This is a genomic window from Lactobacillus sp. ESL0679, from assembly GCF_029433515.1.
Lineage (GTDB): Bacteria > Bacillota > Bacilli > Lactobacillales > Lactobacillaceae > Lactobacillus.
Genome location: NZ_JAQTIG010000001.1, coordinates 75,145 through 90,033, shown reverse-complemented (window position 1 = coordinate 90,033; position 14,889 = coordinate 75,145). Strand labels below are relative to the sequence as shown.

Sequence of the window (14,889 nt, the reverse complement as noted above, 5' to 3'; positions counted from 1 at the left end):
AAGCAATAGATATAACTCAAAATCAAGATGATAAAATATTATATTTAACTAGCAATTATTTTATTAATCTAATATAATGTTAACAATATACTCAAGAAATGGGGCGGGATAATGAGCAAGCATAAACAAATAAGCGATAAGTTAGGATTTATTGCGATTGTCTTTTTAACAATTAACTTAATTATCGGGTCAGGAATCTTTTTAACTCCTGGTACGGTAGTTAGACAGGTGGGGAGTAAGTCACTGCTGGTCTATCTTTTAGCTGCAGTTTTTGCAGCTGTACTAGCATTGCCATTTGCCTCCGCATCTAAATACGTTAATAAATCCGGCTCCTCCTATGCTTATGCTAAAGCCGCATTTGGTGATAAATTTGGCTTTTATATTGGTATTACCTGTTATTTTGCCAATGATGCCGTGTGGTGCACAAGTTCGGTTGGCATTGTTAAGGCAATTATTGCAATTTTAGGTGGCAATCCCAATCGTTTTATGTCGATTACTGCTGGCTTACTTCTATTAATGTTGTTGAATTTAATTATCAATTTATTTGGTCAGCGAATAACTAAATATGTGATGAATTTATCAACAGTTTGCAAGACTTTATCATTAGTGGTCTTAATTGTTGCCGGAGCGATTATCTTAATGACTACTGGTGGCAATTATGATTTGAGTGCAGTTGACCGTATTCGTGAGGGGGGCAAAATTATTGTCCCTGAAGTAACAGTTAGCACCTTTATGATGGCAGTTGTTTCGGCACTGTATGCTTTCTCGGGTTTTGAAGCCGTGGCATCGGGTGCTGAAGATATGGAAGAACCCGAAAAAAATTTGCCGCGGGCAATTCCGTTAGCCGTGATTTTGATTGCTTTCATCTATATTGGCGTTTTAGCAGTGGCCATGCTGCTAAATCCAAGTGCCTTGATGAAGACAAATCAGGTGGTAGCACTGGCTACAATTTTTAATAATCCGTTGTTGAACAACATTGTGTTGGCTGGGGCGTTAATCTCAATGTTGGGAATAAATTTTGCTTATAGCTTTAGTGCACCGCGATTTTTAGAGGCAATGGCACGTGAGCACCAACTATCAACGCGTTTGACTAAGAGAACCAAACGTAATTTTCCAATTAGAACGTTTTTCATCTCGGCAGCAATTACAACGTTGATTCCGATGGCCTTTCAGTATGAATTGACTAATTTAGTCACTTTGGGTTCCATTGTCAGATTTTTGGAATTTGCAGTCGTGCCAGTTGCGGTCATCCAATTTTATCGTGGCCATACCAAAGGTAAGGTTTTGCCGGCAAATAAAAATTTGCTGACCGATGTGGTGGCATCGGTGCTGTCCGTCATCATTGTGCTATTTATGTTAGTTGAATATAACTGGCGCGTGCAGTTTGGCATAATCGTAAACGGCCATGTGGTTGGCGTTAATTGGTACGCAATTTTAGCAGTTGTCTTTGGTTTTGTGATTTTGCCATTATTGATGTATTTGATTTCTCGCCGAGAATGGCAAGATGCAGAATAAATATTTTATACATTCAGGTCCTATTAAATGATAGGACCTTTTTTCTTGGCAAAAACCTTGCTAGACCGGCATGCAAAGAATCTTTGCTTGAACTTTCATCAATAATTAAGCAAAATTGATGGTGTAATGGAGGGGCAAATAATGAGATTCGGTGAACATTTAAGGCAAGCGCGGCTAGCTAAAAATTTGACGCAGGAACAGGTAGCGCAAGAATTTGCCATCACTAGACAGACACTTTCAAATTGGGAAAATGAAAAGTCCTATCCCGACATTGGCAGCTTGATTAAGTTAAGTGATTATTACCAAATAACACTTGATGAATTGCTGAAAGAGGATTCTGGGATGCGGGAAAACTTGGAGAAGCGCGAAGTTGTTAATAATCTGAAACAGATTAAGAAAAAACTGGTGGTTGCTGTTATCGGAATGTTAGTTGTCGGTTTAAGTGCAGTACTTTCAAAAGACGACGTTTCAACTATAGCAATGATTTTATTTTGGATTAGCGATTTGACGCTGTGCTCAGCCTTGATGGACATTAATAACTTCGATCAGTCACAATCTTTAGGCTTGGAGTATGGCTGGCAGAAATTTTTGACAAGTAATAAAGGGAAATACGTGGAAGTCATACTGGTCATTGGGCTAACAATCGGGTTGAGTTTGATTATTGGTCAAGTTAAAGGCGTCGTCATGTCGATAGGATTAGGCACCGGATTTTTAGTAGGAGCTTGGCTATATCGCCATCATAAATATTAAGATATTAGCAAAATAACCTAGTATTTACATATTAACTTTTATATAATTTTGATATAAGTCATGAAAGGAGATAATATGTTAAAAATTGACCATGTTAGTAAAAATTTCGGTGAACTGGCCGCGCTGAAAGATGTTTCTTTTACTGTTGAGCCAGGGCAAATTCTGGGCTTAATTGGGCAAAATGGTGCGGGAAAGTCAACATTATTTCACAGTATCTTAAATTTGTTTTCTTATGAAGGCAATATCACTTGGCAGGACCAGATGATTACTGGATCAGCTTTTGATCAAATCGGTTACTTGCCAGAAGAAAGAAGTCTGCTACCTAATTTGACAATTGAGCGACAAATTAAGTATCTGGCAAAATTGAAGGACTTTAATGCTAGCTCGAGCTTAATTGATGATTGGCTCAAGCGCTTTGAAGTTAAAGGTGATCGTAAGACCAAGATTAAGCTGCTATCTAAGGGTAATCAGCAGAAAGTACAGTTGATTTGTACCTTGATTCATCAGCCTAAACTAATTATTCTTGATGAACCTTTCAGCGGGCTTGATCCGGTAAATGCGGAATTGCTCAAGCAAGCAATCTTATCGGCAAAAGAAAATGGCGCCGCGATTATTTTTTCTAGTCATAATATGGCTAATGTCGAAGAAGTCTGTGACCAGCTTGTGATGCTCAACCTAGGGGAGATAGTGCTGCGTGGCAACGTTAATGAGGTGCGCAATCAGTTCGGTAAAATCAACCTGTTTGTGACAACGGATTGGACTGAGCAACAGCTAGCTGAGCTTACTGGCGTGAAAAGTGTGAAAAAGTTGTTGCCGCAACATTATTTACTTAAATTGCTAACGCCAGAAGCTGGTAAGCAAATTTTTATCCAGCTAACACAAGGACAATATATTGAGCAGTTCAGTCAAGAAGCCCTTAGTTTGGACGAGATTTTCCGGATGAAAGCAGGTAAGAGCAATGAGTAAATTATGGACAATTATTAGCGAAACCTACTTAAGACAAGTTAAGTCATGGAGCTTTCTATCCTTAATTTTTGGGCCGTTTTTAATTCTGGCAATTGGAATGGGAATTGGCTACTTTACGGCAAGTAATGGCGACTCCAGCACAGCCAAAATTGTGGTAGTTAGTTCGCAGCCGGCCTTGAAGCAGGCGTTCATTAGTCAAAATAAGAAATTGAAGGTTGAAACTGCAGTTACGTCAAGTAAGCAAGCAGAAAAGCTAACTAAAAAAGACGATCTGCAGGGCTATCTTGTACTTAATGAAAAACAGGGTAGGTTGCAAGCGGAATTTTATCAAGGAGATTCTGATAATGCGCCTGATAAGGAAGATTTAGCTCCAAGCATTAATGCGTTGCAGACTGCAGTGAATGTGCAGCAGGCTCGCCTAACCGTTAAGCAAGTCCAGGAACTGCAAACGCGGCCGCAGCTTAAAATTAAACAAGTCACGGGTAAAGCTAATGACACCACGATAAAAATGATCACGTTTATGGTAGTTATTTTTGTAGTGTATTTCGTGATCTTAATTTATTCCTCAATTATGGCCCAGGAAGTTGTTGCCGATAAGGGACATAAAATTATCGAAATTATCTTTTCTAGCACTACACCCGAAAAATACTTTTGTGGCAAAGTAATTGCTATTTTACTAATGATTATTACCCAAATGTTATCTTATATCGCCTTTGGCCTTATTGCATGGCCTTTTGCACAGCATATAAAGTCTGCACGCAACTGGTTAACTGCTAATCAAAGCTTGATTAGACAAATTTTGCATAATTTATTAGGGTCGGCAATGTTGTATATTATTTTAGGTGTGACTGCCTATGTTATTCTGGCTGCGTATTTCGGTGCTATTTCTAAGTCTAGTGCAAATGCGTCTCAGGCGGCACAATGGCCAACAATGATTTGTGTTGTTGCCTTTATTCTGGCACTGACATACGCAACGCAACCTCATGCAGTCTTGGTTAAAATTTTGTCTTATGTACCATTATTTTCATCTTACTTTATGCCTTTGCGGGTATTTGGCGGCAATGTCAATGTGATAGAAATTATGGGTTCATTGCTGCTATTAATGGTAGCAATTATTCTAGCCGTCTATTATATTGGCAAGAGTTATGGCAGATTGATGTTGCAACAAGACTGGTCAAAACGCAAGCTTAGTTTATTTAGAAGAAATTAAAAAAGGTAATGAAAAAAATATCGTTGATTAACGCTATATAATTAATAATCGTAATCTTTATGTCAATTACATTGTTCATATTGTTAAAAAACTTGATATTTATAAAAAGGAGGCAGTTTCGTAATTGTTTCCTTTTTTGTTGAAAAATATATGTTATTTATTTTTGGAAAAAAGTTCTCGATATTTATTAGGACTAATTTGAGTTCGCTTTTTAAAGCTTCTGCTAAAAGAAGTTGTACTCTTATAACCTAAGTCTTTGCTAATTTCGTTGATTGATTCATTGGTAAAAGAAAGAAGTTTTTTGCCAATTTCTGTTTTTGTCTCACCTAATTTATCTGCAAAAGTTTGCGAAAAAATATTTACAAACATCTTTGAAAAATAGTTGGGCTGATAATTAAAGTGTCTTGAAATATTTTCAAGGTTAACTGTTTGAATGTGTGTAACCATGTACTTCAAAATTGCACCACCTTTCATGTCTCGAGATTGGTAACGAATATTTTTTGTTCGTGGTAAGTGTGAATCAGAAGCAGAGTTACTTTTAACTCGGACACGCAAAAGCTCTGTCAATAAAGCAATTACTAAAATTTGTACTTCATAATGTAGATAACGATCGATTGAGTGAGTTTGTTCTAAAAGAGCAATTTGCTGACAATAACCGTGGCAATATTTTAAATTACGGAAAATAAGGAAGGTGCTATTTTCGTTATCGTGCTTCAAAAAGTCAGACATTAATGAATTATTACCAGCAATAAAAATAGGTTTTGCCATTAATAGATCAATTTCTTCTTGATAAGTTCTAATAATAGTTTCCGTATTATTTATAGGAGCAGCTAAGGCTACTTTTTTAAAAGCGGAAAGAAGAATTATATCGTATTGATGCAGAGCATTGGTGTTACCGTCAATATTGAGAATGCAATTGGTGAGACATTCAATAATGTAGATTTTAGTCACGTTTTTATGACTTGTTTGTTTAAATTTAATTTGTATTTCTCTTTGGTCAGAGGTATTTGTCTTAAAAGTTTCCATCATAGTTATAATTATCACATGTTCTGTATAAAAAATAACTACAAAACTTAACTATTTTATTGTCAATATATATCTTTTTTTATTTTTATACATAAAAAAAGATTTAAGAAACACCGAATTACCAAGGATAATGTCGAATAATAGAATCATCGGTAATATCTGCCTGTGAAAAAATGACAGAATACAATTAATCAATTACTATGATTATGATTTAAATCACAAATAATAATCATGATTATCAATGAATTTTAAAAATTAGGAGAATGAAAATGACTCAAATTATTGATACAGATGTTTTGGTGGCAGGTTCCGGTGGTACTGGTTTAGCAGCTGCATATTCAGCAGTCCAAAATGGTGCCAAAGTAACTGTGATTGAAAAGCAAGGACAGATTGGTGGCAATACTAAGATTTCTAGTGGATTTTTTGCAATTAACTCACAAGAACAAAGAGATGCAGGCTTAAAGTTATCTACGAAAGAAGCTATTTCGCAAATAGCCGAATATAATCACTATTTATCGAACGGTGCCCTACTTTCCAAAATTGTAAATACCTCTGCTGACACTTTAGCTTGGATTGAACAAATGGGAATGGAAATCAAGTTAAATCCTACAGCAAATACTACTCAGTTTGCTCATCGTGGAAATGATTATCGTGGTGGTTCTTATCATATGTATCAAAATAAAGATAATAGCTATCATAGAATTGAAAAAACGCTTAAGGATGCAGGGATTAAATTTATTTTCAATACTACGATGAAAGACCTGATTGTAGATAATGGTCAGGTAAAGGGTGCTACTGCAGAAAAAGATGGAGAGTTACTTACTATAAATGCTAAAGCTGTAGTTGTTGCTACTGGTGGCTATGGTGGTGACTTTGCTAGAGTCAGCAAAACAATGCATACTAATAAATTAAGACGTTTAGGTGTCCCAAATAACGGTGAGGGAATGACTGCAATGGTTAAAGCAGGAGGAGTAGATATTGATAGCCATGCTTTGATTCATGCTTCTCAGCTTGCTAAGTCAACAGTAACTCAAAATACTTCGGCAAAGCACCTGGCAGGCTTTTCTTCAAATCCATTGACCCAATTATTATTGACACCACAATTATGGGTAAACAAAAAGGGTGTTCGTTTTGCTAATGAAGACGTTGTTTATGATACAGTCGAATGGGCAAACGCTGCTTGGTCACAAGGCGGTGAGTATTTCTTTATTGTTGATCAAAGTACACTAGATACTTTTACTAATAATAAAAATGAAGAAGAGGTATCTGAGGCGGGTCCTGGTGCAACCAAAGATGGCGGTGACTTTACCGAACTTGCTAAAGAAGCTGTAGCTGGTAAGACAGCTTTTGTCGGTCAAAGTTTAGATGAACTTGCTGAAAATGCTGGATTAGATCAAGATACCTTTAGTAAAACGATTGCTAAGTACAATCAAGAAGTCGCAGAAAAGAATGACCAAGAATTTTCAAAATCAGCTAAGTCATTACTATATCCGGTTAAGAATGGCCCGTTTTATGCTTTTATTGCTCAAGCTACATATCTTGGAACTGTCGGTGGTGTTCGTGTTGATGAAAATTTGGCGGTTCTAGATAAAGATTTGAATCCAATTCCAGGTCTGTATACTGGTGGAGCTAATGCTGGTGGTTATTACGAGGGACACAGTTATCCAGCTTTTGAAGGCTTGGCTTCTGGTTTTACATGGACATCTGGTCGGATAGCTGGTGCTAGTGCGGCTGAGTACGCTATAGGTGCATAACATGGCTGAAGAAAAATCTTATATTTCAAAAACTCGGCTTGGAATTTTAGCCGTTAGCTGTATGGGAATGGCTGCTTTGGCAATAACGCCTTCTTATGCAGCAATTGCAAAATATTTTAGTCTGAATAATACCAGTGTACAAATGCTGACATCCTTGCCTAATCTATTTATGATGTTAGCAGGCTTAATTGTTGGTAAACTTACTGCTAGTAAGATAAATTTGAAAACCCTGACTTTAACAGCAATCATTTTGGTTGTAATCGGTGGTTTAATTCCACTTGCTTATCATGAAAGTTTTGTAATTCTTTTACTTAGTTCATGTTTAGTTGGATTAGGACAGGGTGCTTGCACTAATCTATCACAGGTATTGATTTCTCAAATGCTTCCTGTAAAAGAACAAGAAGGAACAATGGGGTTAACAACAACTTTCACTAATATTGGTGGCATTATCTTTATTATGGGAGGAGGCCAACTAGCTGCAAAAATCGGTTGGGTTAATAACTATTGGATTTACTTATTTTCATTCTTAGTTTTGTTAACGGCTATTTTGTTAATACCACTTCATCCCCAAGTTGAGCAAGATAATAACAATAAATCAAACTCTCAAATCAAATTAAATAAGTATGTCTTTTATTGTGCTGCATGGGGATTCTTAATTATGTTACTAAACAATGTTTTAAATAATAATATTTCTTTATTTGTTGTTCAGGAAAAATTAGGTGCAACTTCGCAAGCAGCACTTACATCTACTATTTCTTTAATTGGTGGTATGTTGTGCGGTTTAATTGTAGGGAAAATTGGTAGCAAATTTAAATATTCTTCAATTGCACTTGCCTTTCTTTTATATGGCATTTCGTATTTAATTGTTGGCTTTGGTCATACGTTATTTTTAGCATTTTTAGGTAGTTTTTTTGTTGGTGCAGCAATGAGTGTTGCAATGGGACAATTTCCTTATTTGATTTCTATTTCAGTAGGAAAAAGTAGTGTGTCAATGGCATTAGGAGTTTATACAGCTATTTATTCGGTAGGAGGAATAGTTAGTCCTTTTGTCATTAATCCCTTAACGGAATTATTTAAACGAGTCGGTTTAAATGTATTCTCAATTAGTGGTATTTTAGCGTTAGTGATAGCTATAGTTTGCTTGTTATCGCAATTTCAAAAACGGCTAGTAACTGCTTCAGTTGTACAAAAGTAAAAAGCATATCTAGTAAATAAGAAAAAGATCAACTAATAAAAAACTTTCGTTGGTTCTTTTATTTAATTTAATTATTTGATTAAGTAGCTCATATATAGTGATTACTATGAATTGGCACTTTTTCCCAGACAATAGATACTTTTTTTATAAAGCCTGTAAATTTTCTTTTTTAGTTACAGCTGTTGAAAACGCTTCAAAATAATATATAATAAAAAATGTAATCGTAATGATTACATTTTTTATTTGTAAATTTTGATATCGATACCAAAATAATGGAAGGAAGTAGTTATGGCAACAATTTCGGATGTGGCAAAAAAGGCAGGATTATCTGTTTCTACTGTTTCTAGGGTAATAAATAGAAAGCCTCATGTTTCACCAGAAAAAGAAGCAAAGGTAAAAGCTGCAATGCTTGAATTAGGCTATCAACCAATGCCTGCTGCACGTAAGCTTAGAGGCTCTAAATCTAAAACTTTGGTTGTTACTGTTCCTAGAATTACTAATCCTTTCTTTTCTGATTTGGTAGATGCAATTGAAAGGACACTTGATGTAAAAGGGTATACAGTAATTTTAATTCAAACCTTTGGTAGAAAAGATAAGGAACTTGCTGCTCTTGAACTTTTAAAAAATCATACTGCAGACGGTGCAATATTATGTTCTATTGAAAATGAGATTGCACTTATTGAAGACTATCAGAAATTTGGGGTAATTGTTTTAGTAAATGAATATAACAAGGATCTTAATTTGCCATCAATTTATGCTGACCAATATCAAGGATTTAAAAACGCTACTGAGGAATTAATTAAGCGAGGTTATCGAAATATTGCTTATGTTACTGGGCACAAAAGCATAAATTTAACCAATCAAAAGCGAGGTGACTTAAATTCTGATCGTTTTGCTGGATTTTTAGGAGTAATTAGAAAAAATAAGTTGCTTTTCAATTCGGATATGTTGTTTACAAATGTACAAACAATAGATGATGGTCGAAAATTGTTCAATAAAATTTATATTGGGAATGTGAAGATTGATGCAATTATCTCTGGTAGTGATGAGGTAGCCATTGGCATAATGGAGTCTGCACGACAGAAAGAAGTGAAAATCCCTAGTGACTTAGGTGTTCTGGGTGTCGATAATCAACCCTTATCAAATGACCTATTTATCCCACTTTCTTCGCTTCAGCAACCTACGCAACAGATGGGAACAGAGGCTGCACACACGATGTTGTCAATATTAGAAAAAAACTTAATACCACAGAATCGGGTGTTTTCGTTAAAGTTAATATCTAGAAAATCAATTTAAAATTTTGATTATTTTGGTATCGATACCAAAAATGTAAAGGAGAAATAAAATGAGTGTAGTATTAGCTAGAATTGACCAAAGGTTAATTCACGGTATTGTTGTAACGCAATGGGCAGGAGCTACAAAGGCGAAAAGATTGATGGTAGTTGATGACGAGATCAGTAAGGATGAGGTTCAAAAGGCAGCCATGAGAATGAGCAAGCCTTCTGGTACAGGGATGTCAATTATAGATACAGAAAAGGCAATTACTAATTTTAATGATGGTAAGTATGAAAATCATAATGTTTTTTTGATTGTGAGGGAGCCTGAAACATTATTAAAACTTTTAGCTGGAGGAGTAAAAATACCTAAGGTTAATATTGGAATTATGTTTGATGGACCAGGAAAAAAGACAGTTAAGAAGATGGTTTCTCTAAGTGAAAAAGAAATTTCAGATCTTAAGGAATTACAATCTCAAGGTGTTCCAGTCACTTTTCATTTTGTACCAAGTGAGACTGAAGAACCTTTAAATAAGTATGTAAAATAGGAGGTAAATAATGGTTATTATTCAGGGTATCTTAACAATCTTGTTATCATTTTGGGTTGTTTTGGATCAACAAGGATTAGTAATTACAACTTGGTTCCCAATTATGGTAGCTCTATTTATGGGCTTAATTATGGGTGACATGAGAACCGTAATGATAATAGGTGGTACTTTTCAATTAATGGCACTTGGAGTAGCAAATATAGGTGGTTCATCAGTTCCTAATTGGGGATTGGCAGCTTTAGTTGGTATTTATATTGCATGTAGAACAACCAATAATATTGCCGATGCTAAGGCTGTTGCTTTAGCTGTTGGCGTTCCAGTAGGGATGTTAGGTATTCAACTGGATGTTTTGGCCAAGTTATTAAATACATATGTTTCACATGCAGCTCAAAAAGCATTAAATCAAAATAAATTTAGAAAAATGAATTTAATTTTTTGGTGTGGCCCACTTATTTTTGGATTGACAACAGCTATCCCAACAACTTTGGTAGTTTTATTTGGGAATACGTTAGTAAGAAGTGTTTTAAAGGTAATACCTATTTGGGTAACTAATGGATTATCAATTGCAGGGAGTTTGCTTCCAGTAGTTGGTATCGCTATGTTGTTACAAGTTATGCCAGCGAAAAAATATTTATCAATGCTTTTAATTGGATTTGTATTTTCTGCTTATCTAAAAGTTCCAATGCTAGGAGTTTCAATTATTGGTTTAGCTATGGCTTATTATTTCTTTGAAACCAACATTAAAAAAGCACCTGTAGTCGCTGCAAATGAAAGTACTAATAATCAAGAAGAAGGAGACGAATGGGATGAATAACAAAGAAAAGAATATTTTAACTAAAAAAGATATCAATAAGGCAGCATTTCGTTATATGTTTATGGCATGTAATGATTTTAATTATGAAACTCAGCAAGGACCTGCAGTTGTATTTGGTTTGGAAAAAGCTTTAAGAAAAATTTATCCAAATGACGATGATTTCAAAAAGTCAATGAATAATCAGTTTAATTATTTTAATACCACTACTTGGATGGCTAATATACTTCTAGGAGCGAGTTTAGCAATGGAAGAAGAAGGCGGTATTAAAGCAATCGATGCTGTTCAGAACTTTAAGACAGGTATGATGGGACCACTTGCTGGAATTGGAGATACTTTAATTTGGGTATTATATCCAACAATTATAGGTTCGATTTCTGCATATATGGGTCTTCAAGGTAATCCAACTGGGGCAATTATATGGTTGCTATTAAATATCTTTTTCTTATTCTTTAGACTTAGACTGTTTCACTTAGGATATTCATCAGGGTTAAAGTTAGTTACTTCTTTAGGCGATAAAATCTCTGTTTTTACTGAAGCAGCGTCTATTATGGGATTAACAGTTATTGGTGCATTAATTCCATCAGTAGTAAAAATAAATGTTGCATTAGCCTTTCAGACTGGAAAAGTAAAAATGGGAATTCAAAGCCAGATCTTAGATCAAATTATGCCAGCGCTTTTACCAGTCGGATTAACTTATGCTGTTTATAAGATTATTAGTTCTAAGAAGATGACAGTTATTCAGATTATTTTTGTATTAATTATTTTATCGCTGGTTTTATCATTTTTTGGTATTTTGAAACCATAGTAATTGTGCCAAATCTGTTGTTAATTAAATAAGGAAAAATAATGAGGAAAATAATATTTGCTAGTCATCATAAATTGGCTGAAGGTTTACGCGATACTTTTGACTATATTACAAATAATGTGGTTGAAGTAAAAACTATCAATGCGTATATTTCTAATAACCCAGTTGAAGAAGAAATAGTAGCTACACTAAAAGATTTGGATTTACAAAAAGATGAAGTACTTGTTTTTACTGATATGCAGGGTGGATCGGTTAATCAGGCATTTGTAAAATATTTACAGTATCCACACTTTCATTTGATTGCAGGAGTAAATCTACCCTTAATTTTGGAGTTGCTAATTAACTTACCTGAAAATTATATTGACTCTAATCAAATTACTGCAGCTATTGATAATGCAAAAAAGCAAATAATATATGTCAATGATGTAATGAATAATCTTCAAATTGATGAGGATGATGAATAATGGCAAATACACAATGGTGGAAAAAAAGTGTAGTTTATCAAATTTATCCTCAAAGCTTTCAGGATAGTAATCATGATGGAATTGGAGATTTACAAGGAATAATTAAAAAATTACCTTATTTAGAAAAATTAGGGGTTAACGTTTTGTGGCTAAATCCCATATATAAGTCACCACAAGTTGATAATGGATATGACATTGCCGATTATTATCAAATTGATAAGCGTTATGGAACAATAGCTGATTTTAAAGAGCTGCTACAAAAGGCGCATAATAAAAATATTCGAATTATTATGGATTTAGTCGTTAATCATACTAGTGATCAAAATATTTGGTTTCAAGAATCTAAGAAATCGCGTGATAACAAATATTCAGATTATTATATTTGGCATGATCCTAAACCAGATGGGACGCCACCTAATAATTGGGGATCTACTTTTACTGATTCGGCTTGGGAATTTGTTCCTGAACGAGGTCAATATTATTTACATTTATTTGCTAAAGAGCAGCCAGATCTTAATTGGGAAAATCCAAAAGTTAGAAAAGAAGTCTATCAATTGATGCGATATTGGCTCGATTTAGGAGTTGATGGCTTTAGAATGGATGTAATTACTCTACTTAGTAAATTACAAGACTTTCCTGATGCACCTAAAGATTTACCAATACACAAAAATTATTACTTCGGCTCTTCTAATGGTCCACGTGAACATGAATTTTTACAAGAAATGGCACATGAAGTCTTCGATGATTATGATGTAATGACAGTTGGTGAAGCAGCTAACACTAATAGCGATCAAGCTATTCTTTATACTGATCCCAAACGTCATGAATTAAATATGTTATTTCAGTTTGACCATATGCATTTAGATTATGGTAAATATGGAAAATTTTCGGATGTACGATTTAAACTATCTGATCTACGAAATGTTTTTACAGAATGGCAAAATAAGCTAGTAAATGGTTGGAATTCGCTTTACTGGAGTAATCACGATCAGCCACGTCCTACTACTAGATTTGGTAATGAACAACAATATCTTACTCAATCTGCCAAAATGCTTGGAACTTTATTACATATGATGAAAGGCACACCATATATTTTTCAAGGTGAAGAGTTGGGTATGCGGAATGTTAAATTTAATTCTCTTTCTGACTATCAAGATATTGAAACCAAACAAGTTATTCAAGAAATGAGAAAAGCTGGGGAAAGTGAAGCATATATAAAAAAAGTATGTTACTTAAAGTCAAGAGATAATGCGCGTACTCCTTTTCCTTGGAATGATTCAAAAAATGGTGGTTTTACAGATGCTCAGCCATGGATGAAGGTATCTCCCGATTATTCAATAATTAATGCTCAAAAGGAATTAAATGATCCTAATTCTGTATTTTATTATTATCAAAAATTAATTTCTTTACGCAAAAAGTATCAAGTAATTGTAGATGGTAAGTATCAGAATTTTAATTCTAATGATTCTGCAGTGTATGGCTACACTCGAACTAATGAAAATGAGCGTTTAGTTGTTATTTGTTCTTTTAGCACTAATAAAGTAAATTATACAGTGCCATATGAGCTAGCAGGTGGGCAACTTCTTTTGTCCAATTATAGAAGTGCACATGAAAAGCTAGGAACTCACCTAATATTAGAACCATATGAAGCATTGATTTATTATCAGAAATTAACTCATTAATAGTATTTGCTTGAAGAGGAATATTGTAGTGGATTTTGAAGACAAAGTTAAACTAATTTATGATGAGTTGACAGATAGCGAGAAAGATATCGTAGACTATATTCGAAAAAATGCTGATGGAGTTTCTCAAACGAATATAGTAGATGTTGCTAAGCAAACCTTAACATCTAAAAGTTCTGTTTTGCGATTAGCAAAAAAATTAGGTTATTATGGTTATAGCGAGTTGAAATATAGTCTAAAAGCAACTACTGCAAAAAAACAAAAAACTTCGCATGATTTAATTCAAAACCTACAATATGATATTAAAAAAACTTTCGAATATGTGGAACAATGTAATTTTCGGGGATTAATTGAAAAAATGTTCAATGCAAAAACTCTAATAGTTTATGCAACGGGATTTTCACAGGCAAATTGTGCTCGTGAATTTGCAAATGATCTTTTTATCTTAGGCTTAAAAAATTATTTTGTTTCTGGTGAAGATAACTTAGCAATTACAGCTGAGAATTTAGGTAAAGATGACTTAATAATTATTATTGGTTTAAGTGGTAATACTCAAGGCATAAAAGATACTATTAACTTACTTAATATGAACCATGTGCCTATTTGTTCTATTACTAGATTGAGCGAAAATTATTTAAATAAGCATTCTCAGTATAATTTATATTATGAAACTGATCGGTTACCTAGTTTTAATGTGAAACAGCCGATTTATTCGTATGCTTGTTTATCAATTCTACTATCCATTTTAAGTAGAAAATGTCGCGAGTATCTATTGAATACTGAATAAAATTATAAATTCTGATGGAAATTGTGCTTGTCTAATTTCGACAAACTTTTGAATAAATTTGTCATGTAAAATAAAAATGCTGCTTCAAATTGAAGCAGC

The 14,889-nt window shown here is 34.2% G+C and carries 14 protein-coding genes; 13 read left to right on the top strand and 1 reads right to left on the bottom strand.

Going from position 1 to position 14,889, the window contains the following annotated elements:
• Positions 1-111 precede the first annotated feature (111 nt).
• The 4 genes from PT287_RS00510 (at position 112) to PT287_RS00495 (ending at position 4,441) form a co-directional block, all read left to right on the top strand.
• The gene (locus tag PT287_RS00510; protein WP_277131772.1) at positions 112-1,515 is read left to right on the top strand and encodes an APC family permease; all 1,404 of its coding nucleotides are present in this window, start codon (positions 112-114) and stop codon (positions 1,513-1,515) included.
• Positions 1,516-1,656: 141 nt separating this feature from the next.
• Positions 1,657-2,265 (top strand): helix-turn-helix transcriptional regulator, encoded by a 609-nt coding sequence (locus PT287_RS00505; RefSeq protein ID WP_277131770.1) that lies wholly within the window; start codon positions 1,657-1,659, stop codon positions 2,263-2,265.
• 75 nt (positions 2,266-2,340) lie between these two features.
• Complete coding sequence (locus tag PT287_RS00500; RefSeq protein WP_277131768.1) at positions 2,341-3,231, top strand: ATP-binding cassette domain-containing protein; 891 nt, start codon at positions 2,341-2,343, stop codon at positions 3,229-3,231.
• Positions 3,224-4,441 (top strand): ABC transporter permease, encoded by a 1,218-nt coding sequence (locus tag PT287_RS00495; protein ID WP_277131766.1) that lies wholly within the window; start codon positions 3,224-3,226, stop codon positions 4,439-4,441. Before PT287_RS00500 ends, PT287_RS00495 begins: the two co-directional genes overlap by 8 nt.
• Before the next feature lie 153 nt (positions 4,442-4,594).
• Here PT287_RS00495 and PT287_RS00490 read toward each other — a convergent pair whose 3' ends face one another.
• Positions 4,595-5,470 (bottom strand): helix-turn-helix transcriptional regulator, encoded by an 876-nt coding sequence (locus tag PT287_RS00490; protein ID WP_277131765.1) that lies wholly within the window; start codon positions 5,468-5,470, stop codon positions 4,595-4,597.
• A 266-nt stretch (positions 5,471-5,736) separates the two neighbouring features.
• On the opposite strand from PT287_RS00490, the gene PT287_RS00485 reads away from it, so the two are divergent.
• From PT287_RS00485 to PT287_RS00445, 9 genes are all read left to right on the top strand, one after another.
• Positions 5,737-7,221, top strand: a complete 1,485-nt coding sequence (locus tag PT287_RS00485; protein WP_277131763.1) for an FAD-dependent oxidoreductase — start codon at positions 5,737-5,739, stop codon at positions 7,219-7,221.
• A gap of 1 nt (position 7,222) precedes the next feature.
• Entirely contained in the window at positions 7,223-8,416 is a 1,194-nt protein-coding gene (locus PT287_RS00480; protein WP_277131761.1) for an MFS transporter, read from the top strand.
• Positions 8,417-8,704: 288 nt separating this feature from the next.
• A complete protein-coding gene (locus PT287_RS00475) occupies positions 8,705-9,712 on the top strand; it encodes a LacI family DNA-binding transcriptional regulator (RefSeq protein WP_277131759.1) in 1,008 nt (335 codons plus the stop codon).
• A gap of 49 nt (positions 9,713-9,761) precedes the next feature.
• The gene (locus PT287_RS00470) at positions 9,762-10,238 is read left to right on the top strand and encodes a PTS sugar transporter subunit IIB (RefSeq protein WP_277131757.1); all 477 of its coding nucleotides are present in this window, start codon (positions 9,762-9,764) and stop codon (positions 10,236-10,238) included.
• Between the two features lie 10 nt (positions 10,239-10,248).
• A complete protein-coding gene (locus PT287_RS00465; RefSeq protein ID WP_277131756.1) occupies positions 10,249-11,052 on the top strand; it encodes a PTS sugar transporter subunit IIC in 804 nt (267 codons plus the stop codon).
• A complete protein-coding gene (locus tag PT287_RS00460) occupies positions 11,045-11,857 on the top strand; it encodes a PTS system mannose/fructose/sorbose family transporter subunit IID (protein WP_277131755.1) in 813 nt (270 codons plus the stop codon). Before PT287_RS00465 ends, PT287_RS00460 begins: the two co-directional genes overlap by 8 nt.
• A gap of 41 nt (positions 11,858-11,898) precedes the next feature.
• Positions 11,899-12,321, top strand: coding sequence for a PTS N-acetylglucosamine transporter subunit IIBC (locus PT287_RS00455; RefSeq protein ID WP_277131753.1), 423 nt, complete (start codon positions 11,899-11,901; stop codon positions 12,319-12,321).
• Complete coding sequence (locus PT287_RS00450) at positions 12,321-14,003, top strand: alpha-glucosidase (protein ID WP_277131751.1); 1,683 nt, start codon at positions 12,321-12,323, stop codon at positions 14,001-14,003. Before PT287_RS00455 ends, PT287_RS00450 begins: the two co-directional genes overlap by 1 nt.
• 28 nt (positions 14,004-14,031) lie before the next feature.
• Positions 14,032-14,790, top strand: coding sequence for a MurR/RpiR family transcriptional regulator (locus tag PT287_RS00445; protein WP_277131750.1), 759 nt, complete (start codon positions 14,032-14,034; stop codon positions 14,788-14,790).
• Positions 14,791-14,889 lie beyond the last annotated feature (99 nt).